The following is a 19,984-nucleotide window of genomic DNA, read 5'->3' as shown; positions in this document are numbered from 1 at the left end:
CTGAAACCTCAAACAAAAAGAAGCTTACTTAAAATTAGCAATCCCTTTTTGAAGCCATTTCAAATATTCATCAGTACTTACATAACTAATTGTTGGTTTATCAGTGTGTAGATTTTTCCCTTCAAGATCAGTTAAAACGTAAAGTGGCTGTGTATTCGTTTTATATTTAGAAATCATAAAATCGGTCCATTTATCTCCAACAGTTATGATTTTATCTCCGGCTTTAGTTGTAAACTGTTCCTCTTTTGGTAATTCTCTTTTATCATCTACATAAAGAGAAATCAGAACCACATCATTTTTTAGAATTGGCAAAACAGCAGGATCAGACCACACATTATTTTCCATTTTCCTGCAATTTACACAGGCATAACCTGTAAAATCAAGCATAATTGGTTTTTTAATTTCTTTAGCGTAAGCTAAGCCATCTTCATAATCGTGAAATACCATAATTCCGTGCGGTCCTAATTCTGCACCGTCAGGAAGACCTTTACCTGCCTCTGAAGAAATTCCCCCATTGGATGATCCGCCAACTCCAAATGGACTTTCGCTGTATTGCGGCGGTGGCGGGAAAGCACTGATTAGTTTTAAAGGTGCTCCCCAAAGTCCTGGAATTAAATACATGGTAAATACTAAAGTTAATAATCCTAAATACAATCTTCCGACAGAAATATGCTGCATCGGACTGTCATGAGGCAATGTAATTTTTCCAAATAAATACAATGTCAAAGCTCCAAAAATGGCGATCCAGATTGCGATAAATACTTCTCTTTCTAAGAAATGTAGTTGTAAAACCAAATCGGCATTGGATAAAAATTTAAAAGCCAAAGCCAATTCTAAGAATCCAAGTACCACTTTTACCGTATTTAGCCATCCTCCTGATTTTGGCAATGAATTTAACCAGCCCGGGAACATAGCAAATAACATAAAAGGAAGTGCCAATGCAGACGAAAATCCTAACATTCCGACAACCGGAGCAATTCCTCCGTTTGATGCCGCCTCAACCAATAAAGTACCAACAATTGGCCCTGTACAGGAAAAAGATACAATTGCCAAAGCCAAAGCCATAAACAAGATTCCTATAAGTCCGCCCTTGTCAGCTTGTTGGTCGGCTTTATTTGCCCATGAATTGGGAAGCATAATTTCAAAAGCGCCTAAAAACGAAGTGGCAAAAACGATTAAGATTACAAAGAATATTAAATTGAACCAAACATCTGTAGATAAAGCATTTAACGCATCTGCACCAAATATTTTAGTTACAATTAACCCCAATACAACATAAATGGCGATTATCGAAAGTCCGTATATAATAGCATTTCTAATTCCTTTTGCACGACTTTTACTTTGTTTAGTGAAGAAACTTACTGTCATCGGAATCATTGGAAAAACGCATGGCGTTAATAATGCTGCGAATCCTGATAAAAAGGCAATAAAAAAGATAGACCATAAACTTCTTGATGGCGCCGGAGCAGCAATTTCTGTGTCTACAGCAACTTCCGGTTCAGTTTTAATCTCTTCAGCTTTAACTTTCTCTACTGCGGGCTTGGCAGTATCAATTGCAAGACCTTCTCTTTTTGTATCATCTGTTTTTGCTTCTGCGACAGTTGCAATATTTGCGGTATTAAAAGAAGACGGAACGGTAATGGAGAATTTCTTGTTAGAATTAATGCAGACTTCTTTACAAACCTGGTAATCCAATTCTGCATCAACAGATTTTAAGTTCGGATTTATAATTTTAATCTCCTGTTCGATACGTGCTTTTCCTTCAAAGAAAATTTCATCAACGCCAAAAACATCATTAAAGGCTTTTCTGGTTTTTCCTTCTTTGGCTTTTCCGACTAGTTCGTAATTTCCTTTTTGATTTTTAAAGGAAACCTCAAGAGCGAGCGGTCCTCCGTCAGGTGTAAACTGAGAATAGACATGCCATTCTTTTTCTATTGTTCCTTCAAAAATTACCACTGCATTATTGCCCGATTTTTTTTCAATTTTAGAAGTCCACTTTACAGGTTCTACCATTTGAGCATTTACTGATGTAAAAGCAAAGAACAACAAGAAAAGTAAAATAGTTTTAGTCCAGATATTTTTTGACAAACTGATCTGTGGATTTTGAGTAAAGTTCATTATTGCAATTCTAATTTTAATATTTTATTCGTAGTTTTTTCGATTTTAAAGCGTTCATCTTGCCGTATTCCAACAATCCAGACGATTTGATTTTCAGAACATAAGATCCAGACTTTTTCTTTTTCGATTAAAGATAATTTTTCGTCTTTAAAAAGTTTGCTTACTTTTTTCGATTTGCCGTTCATTCCAAAAGGATGAAAAACATCGCCTTCTTTCCATTTACGTAAAAGTAAAGGAAAACGGATTTTATCAGCGTCGACAAATATAGCTCTATTTGAATCGTATGTTGTGTGACCTACGTTACAAAGCGTCATTTTTAAGGGAAAATTAACTTCTGAAACATTTTCGTTAATCTCAAATTCTTCCTTTTCTTCCCTTCCGGAAAAGGGGCTTAAAATCAAAGTTTCGCGATTTTTCAATAATCTGAATTCTTCAGAAAAAACTTGTTTACCCGATTGTCCGTCAGCCAAGTCGTAAATATCATTCCACGCAGAAAACCCAAATTCATTTAGCCATTGATACAAATAAGATTTATAATTGGGCAGTTTTTTTAACTGATTCAAATCGAAATGAATATCATCACCGGCCTCTTTTGCCACTTGCTGATAAATCATTATAGATGCATCTTCAACCATTTCCTGAGATTCCTGCAGATACGATTGTGTTTTCTGAAAAGCATCCAGAAAATTAGGATTGATTTCTTTGAACATCGGAACTAAATCATGACGAATCTTATTTCGAAGATATTTATTAGACGCATTACTGGAGTCTTCCCGCCATTCAATGGCATTTTCCTGAGCGTATTGAAGAATTTCCTCCCTTGAAAAAGGCAAAAGCGGCCGGATAATTTTATCATTCTGTTCGGGAATTCCGGTAAGACCTTCCAAACCAGTTCCGCGGGTCAGATTGATAATAAAGGTTTCCAGATTATCATCGGCATGATGTGCGGTTAAGATATAATCGAAGTTTTTCTCTTCTAAAGTTTCGTAAAACCAACTGTATCGAAGTTCTCTCGCAGCAACCTGCGTAGATAATTTATAATCTTTAGCAAAAGCTTCTGTATCAAAATGTGTGGTAAAAACCGGAATATTGTTTTCCTTACAATAATGTTGGATAAATTCCTGATCGCCAAAACTTTCTACTCCACGCAGTTGAAAATTGCAATGCAAAACGGCAATTTCATAAGGCAGCTGATGCAATAAATGAAGTAAAACCATACTGTCTAATCCGCCGCTAACAGCCAGGAAAAGTTTTTTTTCTGCCAAAAATGGAAATCTCGAATGGATATGATTTTGAAATTTTGAAAACATTTTATAAAAGTAAAGAATAAGTTTTGTTTATTTTTCAAACGAAATGTTAAGCATGTTTTTTTTGCCGCGAATTAGACGAATTCCATTGTAAACTTCAATTAGACTAATATTTTTGTATTAAATATCAAAAAGATTAAATTGGCAAAACATTTTATGTACTTAAAATAATTTATGCAATTCGAAAAATTATCTGCTAAAATCTATCTTAAAACTTCGTGCATTGCTTTTGCTTTGAGAAGACATTCCTCATACTCTTTTTCCGGAACCGAAAGCGATGTAATAGCGCTTCCTACAGAAAATGAGACATATCTATTTTCCTGATTGTATAGAATACTTCGTATCACGACATTAAAATCAAAATCACCTTCAGGAGTAAAATAGCCTAATGCTCCGCTGTATAAGCCTCTTTTGGTTTCTTCAAGATTTTCAATGATTTTCATCACAGAAATTTTTGGCGCTCCGGTCATACTTCCCATCGGGAAGGTTGTTTTTAAAACATCAATAGGAGAATATTGTGGATCTAATTTTGAAGTTACAGTAGATATCATCTGATGCACCTGAAGAAAAGAATAGATTTTGCAAAGTTCTTTGACTTCAACTGAACCTTTTTGCGCGGTATGCGATAAATCATTTCGTACCAAATCGGTAATCATAATATTTTCGGCTCTTTCTTTTTCATCAGAATTCAAAGCAGCTTTGGATTCTTCATCATTAACCGAATCTGAAAAACGCTTAGAAGTCCCTTTAATTGGCTGGGAAATAATCTTATCTCCAACTTTTTTTAAATAACGTTCGGGCGACGCAGAAAGTAAAAACTGTTTGTTGTTTTTAAAATAAACCGCAAAAGGTGCCTGTGAAATTTCATTCAGCTTCAGAAATTTTTCCATTGGGTTGATAATGGCGTTTTCAGCATAAAATTCCATACAGAAATTAGCTTCGTACATATCTCCAATATGAATGTGTTCCAGCATTTTTTTTACTTTTTCAACATATACTTCTTTAGAAATACGCTGTTGTATCTTCAGGTTTTCTACGCTTTCAGATTGATTCGGATTTACTCTCAGAATAGCATCAAAATCCTCTTCAAGCTCGTCATCACAAAGCATTAAATACTGAATTTCAAGTTGGTTTTCTTTCAGGATAAAAACTTTTTTAGGCTGAAAGAAAAACAAATCGGGAAAATTTAATCCGTCAAAATTATTAGATTTAAGGTTTTCAGTATCATTTTTCAAATCATACGAAAGATATCCAAACAGCCAGTCTTTTGTATTTTGCTGATACTGTTTTAAATCCTCAAAAGCATTAAAATAATCTGTTTTTAAAGATGTAAAAGCATCGACAGCCAGCACGAAATCAAAACTGGAATATTCCTGCGGATAGGAATTGCTGTCTAAAAAAATGACTTCGCGAAATTGCTGCGACCAACTTAAAAGCTGTTCCTTAAACAGTTTGGGATGGGTAATATTTTTATGAATGGAAACTCTCAAAAATAGATAAATTTTAGATTTCAAAATTACGACAAAATTCCTTTACTCACAGAAGCAAAAAATTAGGCAAAGAATTAGCTGAGTTGTGAAACTGTCAAAAATGCAGCAATTTCATAAGAAAAAATTCATTATATTTGATATACAATTAGATATACTCAAATATCGAATTGATTTAATGTGAATACTTAAAAAGGAATCTCAAAAAAAAGTGATTTTTGATTCTAATTTGAGACTTAGACTGCATCTTTTCCAATAACTTAATTATATTTTTTAACCTTAAAAAATCCTAAGTCTATGAAAATTGCCACTATTATTGTCCGTGTTTTAATTGGTTTGTTGTTACTTTTTGCCTCCATCAGTTATTTTTTCCATTTAATGCCTGAACCAGAAACTACTGGAAATTTCAAGGCTTTTAATGTAGGTTTAATGGCTTCTACTTATTTGATGCCGCTCGCTAAATCAATTGAATTGCTTTGTGGAATTGCATTTGTAACTGGACGTTATGTAACTTTAGCCAATATTTTGATCCTGCCCATTACAGTAAATATTTTGTTTATCAATTATTTTCTCGCTCCGGAGGGACTTCCAATTGCCATACTTTTGTTTATTGGCAATTTATTTTTGATTTACAGATATTGGGATAATTACAGAAGTATTTTTACTGCATAAAGATTTGAAAATAATAATAAAAAGTCCGTCCCGTTCTTTCCGGTTTGAAAGGACGGTACGGACTTTTTATTTTAATTTGACTTATCATGTTTCACCCAAACCAGATCGGTCACTTTATAACCAATTTCCTGAGCTTTGATCAGATAGTCTGCTTTTACACTTTCGGGAATTGTTTTTTCTCTGGAAAGTATCCACATGTATTTTAAACTTTCTCCGGCCACCAGTGCGTATTTGTAATCGGGATCGATTGCTACGACATTATAACCAGAATAAAAAGGACCAAAAAATGAGACTTTCAGCATACCAATATTGTCTTTTTTGACATATTTAGCTTTCCCGATGCTTTGTTCCCATTTGTCTTTTTTGACATTATAGCCCTTATTATCAACTTTTATAGTTTCATCGTCTTTTAAAGAATATTCTGCAGTTACATTGTCCAGATCTCTTTCCCATTTGTAATCTAATCTGGCGATTTCATACCATTTTCCAAGGTATTTTGAACCATCAAAATTGGTAACTGCTTGTGCTTTTTTCGGAATTCCGCCCCCGCAGGAAGATAATGCGAGTCCAATTCCTGCTCCAATCAAAATTGGAACAATATATTTAGTTTTCATAATGCTATCATTTTAATTATCATAAAGATAGCATCTAAACTGTATATCTAATTTACAAAATTATTTTTGAATATTATAAGATACTTAGATTAAATTTTAGAAATAAAAAAAACCGTCTCATTATAAAACGAGACGGTTTAAATATATTTCAGCGTAAAAAATTATACGTGTATCGCTCTGTTTTCTGTCGCTGCCAATGCTGCTTCTTTTACCGCTTCAGCGAAAGTCGGGTGCGCGTGGCTCATTCTTGAAATGTCTTCAGCAGAAGCTTTAAATTCCATTGCGGTAACCGCTTCGGCAATTAAATCTGCTGTACGTGCTCCAATCATGTGAACTCCTAAAACTTCGTCTGTTTTTTCATCAGCTAAGATTTTTACAAAACCATCTAAGTCAGCACTTGCTCTTGCACGTCCTAAAGCTTTAAATGGAAAACTTCCGGATTTATACGCAATTCCGGCAGCTTTTAATTGCTCTTCTGTTTGTCCAACAGCCGCAACTTCCGGCCAGGTGTAAACAACACCAGGAATTAAGTTATAATCGATATGTGGTTTTTGACCTGCTAAAATCTCAGCAACCATAGTTCCTTCTTCTTCTGCTTTGTGCGCTAACATTGCTCCACGAACAACATCGCCAATGGCATAAATATTTGGAACATTGGTCTGTAAATGGTCGTTTACTTCAACTTGTCCTCTGTCTGAGATTTTTACTCCTGCTTTGTCAGCGTTTAATCCGTCTGTGTACGGACGACGACCAACAGAAACTAATGAATAATCTCCTTCTAATGTAATTGTTTCTCCTTTTGCGTTTTCAGCCTGAACTGTTACAGCATCGCCGTTTCTTTCTACTGATTTTACTTTGTGAGAAACGTAGAATTTCATTCCTTGTTTTTTCAACACTTTAGTCAGTTCTTTAGACAATGAGCTATCCATTCCGGGAATAATTCTGTCCATGAATTCTACTACTGAAACCTGAGCACCAAGACGTAAGTAAACCTGTCCAAGTTCGATACCAATAACTCCACCACCAATAATTACTAAATGTTTTGGAACTTCTTTTAATTCTAAAGCTTCAGTAGAAGTGATGATTCTTTCTTTATCAATTTTGATAAATGGCAAAGAAGATGGTTTTGAACCTGTTGCAATTACTGCATATTTGGTTTCGATAGTTTCAGATGTTCCGTCTGCTTTTGCAACTGCGATATGCGTTGCATCTACAAAAGAACCTAAACCATTAAAAACAGTGATTTTATTTTTATCCATTAAGTAGTTTATTCCACCTACGGTTTGATCTACAACGGCTTGCTTGCGGGCTATCATTTTCTCTAAATTGATTTTTACATCTCCCGAAACTTCGATTCCGTGATCTGCAAAATGAGCAATTTCTGCATAATGATGAGAAGATGATAATAATGCTTTTGAAGGGATACAACCTACGTTAAGGCAAGTTCCGCCCAATGAATTATATTTTTCTACAATAGCAGTTTTGAAACCTAATTGTGCGCAACGAATTGCTGATACATATCCGCCCGGACCTGAACCTATAATGACTACGTCAAATGAACTCATAGTTTGTTAATTTTAATTTAGCGGTTACAAAATTAAGCAATAAAGTTCTGTTTGAAGTTTAATTTTCAATGTTTTTTGTGTGAAATTTGGGTTTGTGTCACAGAGATTCGCAAAGGTTTTACGCAGAGATTCGAAAAGTTTTTTTCTGCTGATGTATTTTTGCTCGCAAAGTCACAAAGGCACAAAGTTCTTTTTTCGAAGTTGTCATTTCGACTGAAACTTTGCGACTTTGTGTCTTTGCGAGATTAAAACATCAGCATCTCAGTCCCGAAGCCTCGGGATAAGAAATCAAAAAGAAATCACCGTTGAATTCTTCACTTCGCTAATCATAAACATACTTTGTGTACTGCCAATGTGCTGTAATGAAGTCAGTTTCGTTACTAAAAATTCTCTATAGGCTTGCATGTCTTTTACTAAGACTTTAAGTATATAGTCGTAATCACCGCTTACGTGATGACATTCTAAAACTTCCGGGAGTTTGATTACTTCGCTTTCGAATTTGGTCAGGAATTCTTTGGTATGCTGAATCAATTTTAAATGACAGAAAACCACAAATCCTTTTTCTATTTTGGATTTATCTACTAATGCCACATAATTTTTGATTATGCCTTCGCGCTCCAGCTTTTTGATACGTTCGTAAACCGCTGTTACAGATAAATTCAGTTTTATAGAAAGTTCTTTAGTTGTTTTTTTACTGTCGGTTTGAAGTAAAACCAATAGTTTTTTATCTGTTGCGTCTAAAGTCATTTTTTTGTCATTACGCGGAACGAAGCCATCATTCCTGATTATTGATTATCAAAATGAAAGAAAAACTATTATGAGTTCATTTTGGGTATAAAATTAAACAAATAATCTACAATGTTCATATTTAGTAGATTTAAAATCTATATATGAAAATATAAGTTGACAAATTTTCTAATAAAACTTTTCTTTGAATAGAATTTCTTTTGAAAATAAACATTCCAAAAAAAAATAGTTTCAAGTTTCAGATTCCAAATTCCAACAACCTGAAACTTGAAAGCTGAAACAAAAACAAACTGTAAAATGAAAGACTTTAACCCGGCAGACAAAATTCAGGATCTGCAATATTTTGGTGAATTTGGAGGTGTAAATCCGTCGATTTCTGATTCTTCGACTTATACTTTTTTATCGGCAAAAACCATGTTTGATACTTTTGAAGGTAATATGGAAGGCTGTTATTTATATTCTCGCCATTCGTCGCCGAGTAATTTATATCTGGATCAGGCTTTGGCAGCTATGGAAGGAACAGAAACGGCAAATGTTTCGGCTTCGGGAATGGGAGCGATTACACCCACGCTGTTGCAGCTATGTGGTGCTGGAGATCATATTATTTCGAGTCGGACGATTTATGGCGGAACGTATGCTTTTCTTAAAAACTTTACGCCACGTTTTGGAATAGAAACCAGTTTTGTAGACATTACAAAGTTGGATGTTGTAGAAAAAGCAATTACTTCTAAAACTAAAGTTTTGTATTGCGAAACCGTAAGTAATCCGCTTTTGGAAGTCGCCGATATTGCCGGTTTGGCTCAAATGGCAAAAAAACACAATCTGAAACTGGTAGTAGATAATACATTTTCGCCTCTGTCTGTTTCTCCTGCAAAATTGGGTGCCGACATTGTGATTCATTCTCTTACAAAATATATTAACGGCAGCAGCGACACAGTTGGCGGTGTAACTTGTGCTTCTAAAGAATTTATAAATGCATTGAAAAATGTAAATTCCGGAGCAAGTATGCTTTTGGGACCTACTATGGATAGTCTGCGCTCAGCCAGCGTAATGAAAAACCTCAGAACACTTCATATTCGAATTAAGCAACACAGTTATAATGCGACATATCTAGCGACTAAATTTGAAAATGACGGATTAAAAACAGTTTATCCGGGTTTAAAAAGTCATCCAAGTCATGAGTTATACAAAACGATGATTAATCCGGAGTATGGTTTTGGCGGCATGATGACGATTGACGTCGGAACTTTAGCAAAAGCAAATGAATTGATGGAATTAATGCAAGCCAGAAACTTAGGCTATCTGGCAGTAAGTTTAGGATTTTATAAAACGTTATTTAGTGCTCCGGGGACGTCGACTTCGAGTGAAATTCCGCTGGAGGAGCAACAAGAAATGGGATTAACGGATGGTCTGATCCGTTTTTCGATCGGGCTGGATAATGATATTGAACGGACTTATGAAATGATGAAAGCCTGTATGGTTGAGCTTGGGATTATGTAATGTTTTATTTCTCTGGATTCACAAAAATTTTTCTTTGCTGTGCGAAGTCGGGAGACTTCGTACAGCTATTGCGACATTTAAGAACACTTTGGAGAGCAGAAGTTTGATTTGGTTTTAAAAAACACAAAATTGTGAGATAATGGTGCTTTGGTGAAATTTATTGTTGAAGGATTATTTCCCTTTCACTAATTTTCTAAATATTCAACTTTGTCTTTTCAGCCTGAACCAACTTGCGAAGATTTCTCCTTCGTCGAAATGACAAAACTGGACGAAAAATTAGTTCAACCTGACAAAAAAAAGATACTAAAAAATCTAAAATGTCTAACATCTAAGAAGTCTAATAATCTAAACAAAAAATCCCGCCTCAATTAAGAAACGGGACTTCGATGATATTCTCTTTTTTTTTATTTTAAACTGCTGCGACTTCTTGTGGCAACGGAATTTGATTTTTAAGTAAATCTTCGAAAGTTTCATGCTGACGAATCAGGATTCCTTGTCCGTTCATCCATAGAACTTCGGCTGGTTTGTATCTTGAGTTGTAGTTCGAAGACATGGAGAAACAGTATGCTCCAGCGTTACGGAAAGCTAAAATATCTCCTTCATTGATTTCCTGAATTCTGCGGTTGTTAGCAAAAGTATCTGTTTCGCAAATATAACCTACAACAGAGTAAAAACGCTCTTTTCCTTTTGGATTTGAGATGTTTTCGATATAATGTTGTGAACCGTAAAACATGGGACGAATTAAGTGATTAAAACCACTATCGATTCCCGCGAAAACTGTTGATGTTGTTTGTTTTACTACGTTTACTTTTGCTAAGAAGAAACCTGCTTCGCTCACCAGGAATTTTCCCGGTTCGAAAATCAAGGTTAAATCTCTGCCGTATTCTGCACAGAAAGAATTGAATCTTTTTGATAATTTTTTACCTAATTCTTCAATATCGGTTTCGATATCGTCTTTTTTGTAAGGAACTTTAAATCCGCTTCCGAAATCTAAGAATTGTAAATCTTTGAAATGTTTAGCCGTATCAAACAAGATTTCAGCAGCATACAAGAATACTTCGATATCCAGAATATCAGATCCTGTGTGCATGTGAATTCCAACGATGCTCATTTTAGTGTTTTCAACAATTCGCAAAATATGCGGAATCTGGTGTACCGAAATTCCGAATTTACTATCAATATGTCCAACAGAAATATTGGCATTTCCACCCGCCATTACGTGCGGATTGATACGAATACATACCGGAATATGTGGATGTTTGGTTCCGAATTGCTCCAGAATTGATAAATTGTCGATATTGATTTGTACACCCATTGCGGCAACTTCTTCAATTTCTTCTAAAGAAACGCCGTTTGGTGTAAAGAAAATTCTCTCCGGTTCATAGCCAGCATGAAGTCCTAACTGAACTTCCTGAATTGATACAGTGTCTAAGCCAGACCCCATGTTCTTTAATAGCTGAAGAATCGCAACATTAGACAATGCCTTCATGGCGTAATTAACTCTTAAGTTTTCTACCTTAGAGAAAGCTTTGGTTAATCTGTTGTACTGAGATTGGATTTTTTCGGCATCGTAAACATACAATGGACTTCCAAATTGGTCTGCTAACTGCAGTAAATCTTTTGCTTGCATTTTTAACTTATTTTGAGCAAAGTTATTACTCTTTTGTGTATCAGCAAATAAATTGTAGAAAAATAACAAATTATAACAAATTGTTTGTTTTTAAACAAAAAGTCTGTTATTTCAAATTTTTATAAAATTCTTTTAAGTCCAAAGGGGCAGAAGCTCAAAGTTACAAATTTTTTTTGCCACGAATTGCACGGATAACACTAATTTTTTAATACTGTTGCTAATGATTTTCACAGATTATTATTAGAATTGAAATGATGCTTTGCTGATATTGTAGAACATAGCCCGAGGTTTCAACCTCGGGAAACGGATGATTATAACGATGGTCATATATTTCGCGTCCGCGAGGTTGAAACCTCGGGCTATGTTTGAATAGAATTTTAATTTTAAAAAAGGATTAGTGAATTTTGTACAATTCGTGGCAAAAAAACAAAACCCCTGAATTTAAAATTCAAGGGTTTGTTAGTAGTTATGTTGTTTATCGGAATAAAGATTTTTAAATTTTAAGATGAAAGCATGCTAAGAAAAAACTTAGGAGCTTAGCATCTCAGCAACTTAGAAGCTTAAAATTATAAACTCGGTAAATCTCCTTTTCCTTTAGTAGGCAGGTTGGTAGATCCCATAAGGAATAAATCTACTTCTCTTGCTGCTTCGCGACCTTCTGAAATAGCCCACACGATTAATGATTGTCCACGACGCATATCTCCCGCTGTGAAGATATGAGGAACGTTTGTCTGATAATTATGAGCTTTGTAATTGCTTCTCATATCTGTTTCGATTCCCAATTGCTCGCTTAACGTTTTTTCCGGACCTGTAAATCCAAGAGCTAATAAAGCCAATTCGCAAGGCCAGATTTTCTCAGAACCTTCTTTTTCGATTAATTCAGGTCTTTGTCCCGGAGTCATTTTCCATTGTACTTCAACAGTTTTTAATCCGGTTAATTCGCCTTTATCGTTTGCAATAAATTCTTTAGTATTGATTAACCAGTTTCTGTCACATCCTTCTTCGTGAGAAGAAGATGTTTTCAGCTGCAACGGCCAGAAAGGCCATGGTGTTGACTCGCTTCTTCCAACCGGAGGTTTTGGTAAAATCTCAAAATTAGTTACCGATTTTGCACCGTGTCTGTTAGAAGTTCCGATACAATCTGAACCTGTATCTCCACCACCAATTACGATTACATTTTTACCAGTTGCTTTTACCTGATCCGGAATAGATTCTCCAAAAACAACTTTAGTTTGCTGTGTTAAGAAATCCATTGCCTGAACAACTCCTTTGCTGTCAGCTCCTTTAGTTGGCAAACCTCTTCTTTCAGTTGCTCCACCGCATAAAACGATAGAATCAAAAGCATTTAATTCGCTTACGCTAAAGTTTACTCCAACATTTACATTTACTTTAAAGGTGATTCCCTCTGCTTCAAGAATAGCTACACGTCTGTCGATAATACCTTTTTCTAATTTGAAATTCGGAATTCCGTAACGTAATAAACCACCAATTGCATTGTCTCTTTCAAAAACCGTAACCGTGTGTCCGGCTCTGTTTAATTGTTGCGCAGCTGCAAGACCTGCAGGTCCGGAACCAATAACAGCAACAGTTTTTCCAGTTCTTGTTGCAGGAATTTGTGGTTTAATCCAGCCTTCTGCAAAACCTCTTTCTACGATGTTTTTCTCGATGTTTTCGATCGCCACAGGTTCTGCGATAATCCCTAATACACATGATTTCTCACATGGAGCAGGGCATAAGCGTCCTGTAAATTCCGGAAAGTTGTTTGTGGATTGTAAAATCCTTAAAGCGCTTTCCCATTCTTCCTGATGTACCATGTCGTTGAAGTCCGGAATTAAATTTCCTAACGGACAACTGCTGTGGCAAAAAGGAATACCACAATCCATACATCTTGATCCTTGTTCTTTTATTTTGTCTTTTGCTAACGGAATAGTAAATTCATTGTAGTTCGAAACACGTTCTGCTACTGCTAAATTACTTTCGTCGGCTCTGCTATATTCTTTAAATCCGCCTATTTTACCCATGACAATTTTATTAAATGTAAATGATTAAATTCCAAATTCTAGGTTTTTTACCGCAAAGAGCGCAAAGGCTTTTTTTTATTCTTTGAGAGTTTTTAAGTTCGCAAAGCTTTGAGGTTACGTCAATCTAAAATCTAAAATCTGAACTCTACAATCATTTATCAAGCTATTAATTCTTCTATTTTTTTCTCTTCTGCAATTCTTTGTAATGCTTTTTTGTAATCTGTCGGCATTACTTTTACGAAGTGCTGTTGTTCATTTTCCCAGTCTGCTAAAATTCTTTTTGCTAATGGACTGCTCGTGTACAATGAATGATTTTTGATTAGTTTTCGTAGTTTGGTAACGTCTTCTTCCTCCATTGGGTCAAAGGCCACCATTTCCATATTACAAACTGTAGCATCAAATTTGTTATTAGGATCGTAAACATAAGCAACACCACCGCTCATACCCGCTGCGAAGTTTCTTCCTGTTTTTCCTAAAACAACCACTGTACCGCCGGTCATGTACTCGCATCCGTGATCTCCAATTCCTTCTACAACAGCAGTTGCTCCGGAATTTCTCACACAAAAACGTTCACCGGCCATTCCATTAATATAAGCCTCTCCGGTAATAGCTCCGTAAAGGGCAACGTTTCCGATAATGATATTTTCTTCAGGTTTGAAAGTTGCAGTAGGAGGTACTTTGATAATCAATTTTCCTCCGGAAAGACCTTTTCCTAAATAATCATTACAATTTCCGTGAATTTTAAACGACAATCCGTTTGTTGCAAAAGCACCAAAACTTTGTCCGGCAGAACCTTCAAAATCAACTAAAATAGTGTCATCAGGTAAACCTTGTGCGCCATATATTTTTGAGATTTCATTACTCAAAATAGCACCTACAGAACGGTCTGTATTTTTAATTTTAAAAGTTACTCGTGTTTTCTCTTTTCTATAAATAGACGGAATCGCTTCTTTAATGATATCAAAATCCAATACATTTTCAAGCTCGTGGTCTTGTTGTGTCGTATTGTGGTTTGGTACATGTTTCGCTTTTTCCGGTTTGTATAAAATAGGAGACAAGTCTAAGCCATTTGCTTTATAATGTTTGATTGCTTTGTTCACATTTAATTTTTGTGACTGACCAACCATTTCTTTTAATGTTCTGAAACCTAACTGAGCCATGATTTCTCTCAATTCTTCAGCAATAAAATACATAAAGTTGATTACGTGCTCTGGAGTTCCTTTGAAATTTTTTCTCAATTCCGGATCCTGAGTGGCAATACCAACCGGACATGTATTTAAGTGACAAGCTCTCATCATGATACATCCCGAAGCTACAAGCGGTGCAGTTGCAAAACCAAATTCTTCTGCTCCTAATAAAGCAGCAATAGCAACGTCACGACCTGTTTTCAACTGTCCGTCACACTCTAAAACTACACGGCTTCTTAAGTCGTTCAGGATCAAAGTTTGTTGTGCTTCTGCTAAACCAAGTTCCCACGGAATACCAGTGTGTTGTAATGAAGTCAATGGTGCAGCACCAGTTCCTCCGTCATAACCAGAAATTAAGATAACGTCTGCTTTTGCTTTGGCAACACCTGCAGCGATGGTTCCAACTCCCACTTCAGATACTAATTTTACGTTTACACGAGCTTCACGGTTTGCATTTTTCAAATCATAAATCAACTGAGATAAATCTTCAATCGAGTAGATATCGTGGTGAGGCGGAGGCGAAATCAAACCTACATAAGGTGTAGAATTTCTGGTTTCAGCAATCCACGGCACTACTTTTTCTCCAGGTAACTGTCCACCTTCTCCAGGTTTTGCTCCCTGAGCCATTTTGATTTGGATTTCTTTAGCGTTTGTCAAATAGTTGATCGAAACACCAAAACGTCCCGACGCCACTTGTTTGATTGCAGAGTTTCTGGAATCTCCATTAATTTCTTTCTGGAAACGTTTTGGATCTTCTCCACCTTCTCCGGAATTACTTTTTCCGCCAATTCTGTTCATTGCAATGGCTAAATTCTCATGCGCTTCTCTTGAAATAGATCCGTAAGACATCGCACCGGTTTTGAATTTCTTCACAATTTCTGTCCATGGCTCTACTTCATCAATAGAAATCGGATCTAAATTGTTGAATTCAAATAAACCTCTAATCGTCATTAAGTTAGAGCTTTGCTCGTTAACAGCATTAGAATATTCTTTATAACTTTCTGGGCTGTTTAAACGAACTGCCTGTTGTAATTTAGAAATAGTGGTTGGGTTAAACATGTGTTTTTCACCGCCGCGTCTCCATCTGTAAATACCTCCAATTTCAAGAGAAAGCAAGTTTGCAATTTTTGAATTTGGGAAGGCTTTCTGGAAACGTTTTTTGACTTCTTTTTCTACTTCCATCAAACCAATTCCTTCGATTCTTGAAGGCGTGTAAGGGAAATATTTAGAAGTAAATGTTTTGTTTAAACCTAAAATCTCGAAAATCTGGGCAGCTCTGTACGAATGTAACGTAGAGATACCAATTTTGTTCATGATTTTTACGATTCCTTTTGCAATCGCTTTATTGTAGTTTACAACAGCGTAATCTGCTTTTACTCCGGTAATGAATCCCTGTGCAACCTGATCGTAAATAATTTCATTTACCATGTAAGGGTTGATCGCACTTGCACCATATCCGAACAATAAAGCAAAATGATGCGGTTCGCGAGGTTCTGCAGATTCAATAATGATTCCGAATTTAGATCGAACCTGTAAAATATTCAAAGAGTGGTGAATGTAAGAACAAGCCAATAACATAGGAATTGGAGCTAATTCTTCGCTTACACCTCTGTCTGAAAGAATGATGATATTACATCCTTCAGAAACGGCTTTAAAAGTCGCCTGAACACATTTTTCTAAAGCTCTTTCTAATCCATTAACTCCTTTTTCTATTTTGTATAAAGTAGAAATCGTAGCCGATTTGAAATCTGCGTGATCGATATTTCTAATTTTATCCAAATCTTCATTAGAAATAACCGGATTTTGGATTTTTAGTTTTTTACATTGTTTAGATTCAATTTCAAAAATGTTGAAATCTCCACCAATTGCTAAACTAATGTCAGTAATAATTTCCTCACGAATACCATCCAAAGGCGGGTTGGTAACCTGAGCAAATAACTGTTTAAAATAGTTGTACAATAATTGAGGCTGGTCTGATAATACTGCCAATGGCGTATCGTTACCCATAGAACTAATTGCTTCAGCTCCCTGGCCTCCCATCGGGTTAATGATGGTTTTTAAATCTTCAATGGTATAACCAAATAACTTTTGTCTGGTTAAGAAATCTAATTTTTCAACAGGAGTAGGGTTGTTCGTATACGGAACTTTAGCTAACGGCAATAAGTTTTCGTCTATCCATTGTTGGTACGGACGTTTTGTAACTATCGCTTTTTTAACCTCTTCATCTTCAATGATACGGCCTTCGTTCATATCAACAAGGAACATTTTTCCTGGCTCCAAACGACCGTGTTGAATTACATCTTCAGGATCGATATCCAGGACACCAATTTCAGAAGACATAATTACGAAACCACTGTGTGTAAGTGTATAACGAGAAGGACGTAAACCGTTTCGGTCTAATAAAGCTCCAATTACGTTACCATCTGTAAACGGAATAGAAGCAGGGCCATCCCAAGGTTCCATAATACAAGCATTAAACTCGTAAAAAGCTCTCTTTTCGGCAGACATGGTCTGGTGTTTTTCCCATGCTTCAGGAACCACCATCATCATAGCTTCAGGAAGGGAACGTCCTGTCATCAATAAAAGTTCCACAACCATATCCATAGAAGCAGAATCAGATTTTCCTTCTAAGATAATTGGGAATAATTTTTTAATATCATCGCCAAAAACCTTGCTTTGCATAAGCTCTTCACGAGCACGCATACGGCTTACGTTTCCACGAAGTGTATTGATCTCACCATTATGACACATGTATCTAAATGGCTGAGCCAGATCCCATGACGGGAAAGTATTGGTAGAGAAACGCTGGTGTACAAGTGCAAGACGTGTAACCAGGTCCGGATCTTTTAAATCTATATAATAACGGCTGATGTCTTCCGGCATCAAAAGACCTTTATATATAATAGTAGTTGTCGATAAACTAGTAAAATAAAACATGTGGCTTTCTGAGGTTTTAGATCCTCTAATGGCATGTTCTGCAATTTTTCTAGCTGCAAAAAGTTTTGCATTAAATTCTTGTTCAGTTAAATCCTGACCGTTTTTAGAAACGAAAACTTGTTTAACTGTAGGTTCTTTTTCTGCGGCTATTTGCCCTAAATTTTCAACGTCAACAGGTACATCTCTCCAGCCTAAGATCTTTAAATTTTGATCTTTAACAGTCGATTCAAATGCATTCATGCAAAAAGAAACCTGGTTTTTGCTTTTTGGTAAAAAAACCATTCCTACTGCATACTCTCTTGCTTCAGGGATTTCAAAGTCACAAACTTTCTTAAAAAAATCATGAGGAATGTCGAATAAAATTCCGGCTCCGTCACCAGTTCTTCCATCAGAACTTACGGCACCACGATGTTCCAATTTAATTAAGATGTCTAATGCTTTATGAATAATATCATTTGACTTAATACCATTCAAATTACAAATAAATCCTGCACCACAATTGTCGTGTTCAAATTCAGGCAGATAAAGCCCTTGTTCTTTAACTCTCATTCTTGATATTTTTTCTACAAAAATAAAGATTTCATTAAACATAATGTATTGAAATTATGGTTTTGCTTTCATTTTTGTTGTAATATTAGAAAAAGGGTTCTTAATTGATAATATTGTCATATTAAGCATTGCGAATTGCTAAAAATACAATTGCAAATAAATTATATTAAGAAAAATCGTCACGAACGTACTGATATCAGTGAAGTTTTTGTTAAATATCAAACGTTTTAGTGATTTTGTGTTAACATTTTAGATACAATTCTTTAATGATTATTTTCCTTTCATTTTAGATGAAAACGGAATCCAGAAAGATGCCATTTTTAATTTGAAAAAGATTTTACTATTAAGTTGAATTTTGCTATTTTTGTCGCACTTTTATTTCTGAAATAAATTCAGAGCCAGACAAATTCTATATTATGAACATACACGAATATCAAGGAAAAGAAATTTTAGCGAGTTACGGAGTACGCATTCAACGCGGAATTGTGGCTAACAATGCAGTTGAAGCTGTGGCTGCTGCAAAACAATTAACTGCCGAAACCGGAACAGGATGGCATGTAATTAAAGCGCAAATTCACGCAGGTGGTCGTGGAAAAGGCGGTGGAGTTAAACTTGCTAAAAATTTACAACAAGTTGAAGAAATTGCAGGACAAATTATCGGAATGCAATTGATTACACCTCAAACTTCTGCTGAAGGTAAAAAAGTAAACAAAGTTTTAGTAGCTGAAGATGTTTACTATCCTGGAGAAAGCGAAACTTCTGAATTTTATGTTTCTGTTTTATTGAATAGAGCTACAGGACGCAACATGATTATGTATTCTACTGAAGGTGGAATGGATATCGAAGAAGTTGCTGAGCATACACCACACTTAATCTTTACTGAAGAAGTAGATCCTTCTGTTGGATTACAAGGTTTTCAGGCAAGAAGAATTGCCTTTAACTTAGGTCTTTCCGGAAATGCTTTTAAAGAAATGGTGAAATTCATCGATTCATTATACAATGCTTACATTGGTTCTGATGCTTCTATGTTTGAAATCAATCCTGTATTAAAAACATCTGACAACAAAATTATGGCTGTTGATGCTAAAGTAAATATCGATGATAATGCTTTGTACAGACAACCAAAATATGCTGAAATGCGTGATGTTCGTGAGGAGAATCCAATCGAAGTAGAAGCTAAAGAAGTAGGTTTAAATTACGTAGATCTTGACGGTACTGTAGGATGTATGGTAAACGGAGCAGGTCTTGCAATGGCAACTATGGATTTAATTAAATACGCTGGTTTTGAGCCTGCTAACTTCCTTGACGTTGGTGGAACTGCAGATGCTAAACGTGTTGAAACTGCTTTCAGAATTATCTTGAAAGATCCAAACGTAAAAGCAATCTTAATTAATATTTTTGGTGGAATCGTTCGTTGTGACCGTGTTGCTCAGGGTGTTGTTGATGCTTACAAAAATATGGGTGACGCTATCAATGTGCCAATCATTGTTCGTCTTCAGGGAACTAACGCTGAAATCGCAAAAGAATTAATTGATAATTCTGGTATGCCAATTTTATCAGCTGTTCAATTCCAGGAAGCTGCTGATCAGGTTAAAGCTGCACTTTCTTAATTAAATAAGAAATTCCAATTATATAAAAATCCCTTCGATA

General features: G+C 35.6%; 12 protein-coding genes. 3 read left to right on the top strand and 9 right to left on the bottom strand.

Annotation, left to right across the window (positions count from 1 at the left end):
• Positions 1-24: 24 nt before the first annotated feature.
• The 3 genes from ABEB31_RS19185 to ABEB31_RS19175 all read right to left on the bottom strand — a co-directional run bounded on the left by ABEB31_RS19185 (position 25) and on the right by ABEB31_RS19175 (position 4,915).
• A complete protein-coding gene (locus tag ABEB31_RS19185; RefSeq protein WP_347053275.1) occupies positions 25-2,118 on the bottom strand; it encodes a protein-disulfide reductase DsbD family protein in 2,094 nt (697 codons plus the stop codon).
• Positions 2,118-3,428: a tRNA lysidine(34) synthetase TilS gene (tilS, locus tag ABEB31_RS19180; RefSeq protein WP_347053274.1), complete on the bottom strand. Its 1,311-nt coding sequence runs from the start codon at positions 3,426-3,428 to the stop codon at positions 2,118-2,120. Before tilS ends, ABEB31_RS19185 begins: the two co-directional genes overlap by 1 nt.
• A 200-nt stretch (positions 3,429-3,628) precedes the next feature.
• The gene (locus tag ABEB31_RS19175) at positions 3,629-4,915 is read right to left on the bottom strand and encodes an anthranilate synthase component I family protein (protein ID WP_347053273.1); all 1,287 of its coding nucleotides are present in this window, start codon (positions 4,913-4,915) and stop codon (positions 3,629-3,631) included.
• A gap of 294 nt (positions 4,916-5,209) precedes the next feature.
• Between ABEB31_RS19175 and ABEB31_RS19170 the strand changes: the two genes are divergently transcribed.
• Positions 5,210-5,584 (top strand): DoxX family membrane protein, encoded by a 375-nt coding sequence (locus ABEB31_RS19170; RefSeq protein WP_347053272.1) that lies wholly within the window; start codon positions 5,210-5,212, stop codon positions 5,582-5,584.
• Between the two features lie 71 nt (positions 5,585-5,655).
• Here ABEB31_RS19170 and ABEB31_RS19165 read toward each other — a convergent pair whose 3' ends face one another.
• From ABEB31_RS19165 to ABEB31_RS19155, 3 genes are all read right to left on the bottom strand, one after another.
• Positions 5,656-6,198, bottom strand: coding sequence for a lipocalin family protein (locus ABEB31_RS19165; protein ID WP_347053271.1), 543 nt, complete (start codon positions 6,196-6,198; stop codon positions 5,656-5,658).
• 161 nt (positions 6,199-6,359) lie between these two features.
• Positions 6,360-7,763 (bottom strand): dihydrolipoyl dehydrogenase, encoded by a 1,404-nt coding sequence (lpdA, locus tag ABEB31_RS19160; RefSeq protein WP_347053270.1) that lies wholly within the window; start codon positions 7,761-7,763, stop codon positions 6,360-6,362.
• 288 nt (positions 7,764-8,051) lie between these two features.
• Positions 8,052-8,510 carry an Lrp/AsnC family transcriptional regulator gene (locus tag ABEB31_RS19155; protein WP_347053269.1) on the bottom strand — a complete coding sequence of 153 codons (459 nt, stop codon included), beginning with the start codon at positions 8,508-8,510 and terminating at the stop codon, positions 8,052-8,054.
• Between the two features lie 297 nt (positions 8,511-8,807).
• Between ABEB31_RS19155 and ABEB31_RS19150 the strand changes: the two genes are divergently transcribed.
• Complete coding sequence (locus ABEB31_RS19150; RefSeq protein WP_347053268.1) at positions 8,808-10,010, top strand: aminotransferase class I/II-fold pyridoxal phosphate-dependent enzyme; 1,203 nt, start codon at positions 8,808-8,810, stop codon at positions 10,008-10,010.
• Between the two features lie 409 nt (positions 10,011-10,419).
• Here ABEB31_RS19150 and lysA read toward each other — a convergent pair whose 3' ends face one another.
• The 3 genes from lysA to gltB form a co-directional block, all read right to left on the bottom strand.
• Entirely contained in the window at positions 10,420-11,709 is a 1,290-nt protein-coding gene (gene lysA, locus ABEB31_RS19145; RefSeq protein WP_347053267.1) for a diaminopimelate decarboxylase, read from the bottom strand.
• Positions 11,710-12,206: 497 nt separating this feature from the next.
• A complete protein-coding gene (locus ABEB31_RS19140; protein WP_347053266.1) occupies positions 12,207-13,661 on the bottom strand; it encodes a glutamate synthase subunit beta in 1,455 nt (484 codons plus the stop codon).
• 158 nt (positions 13,662-13,819) lie between these two features.
• The gene (gltB, locus tag ABEB31_RS19135) at positions 13,820-18,334 is read right to left on the bottom strand and encodes a glutamate synthase large subunit (protein ID WP_347053265.1); all 4,515 of its coding nucleotides are present in this window, start codon (positions 18,332-18,334) and stop codon (positions 13,820-13,822) included.
• 416 nt (positions 18,335-18,750) lie between these two features.
• Here gltB and sucC point away from each other — a divergent pair, with 416 nt between their 5' ends.
• Positions 18,751-19,944 (top strand): ADP-forming succinate--CoA ligase subunit beta, encoded by a 1,194-nt coding sequence (gene sucC, locus ABEB31_RS19130; protein ID WP_347053264.1) that lies wholly within the window; start codon positions 18,751-18,753, stop codon positions 19,942-19,944.
• The last annotated feature ends 40 nt before the right edge of the window (positions 19,945-19,984 follow it).

Source organism: Flavobacterium olei (assembly GCF_039749035.1).
GTDB classification, from domain to species: domain Bacteria; phylum Bacteroidota; class Bacteroidia; order Flavobacteriales; family Flavobacteriaceae; genus Flavobacterium; species Flavobacterium olei.
Note: the sequence above shows the minus strand (reverse complement) of the source record. Positions and strands in the feature narration are given on the sequence as shown.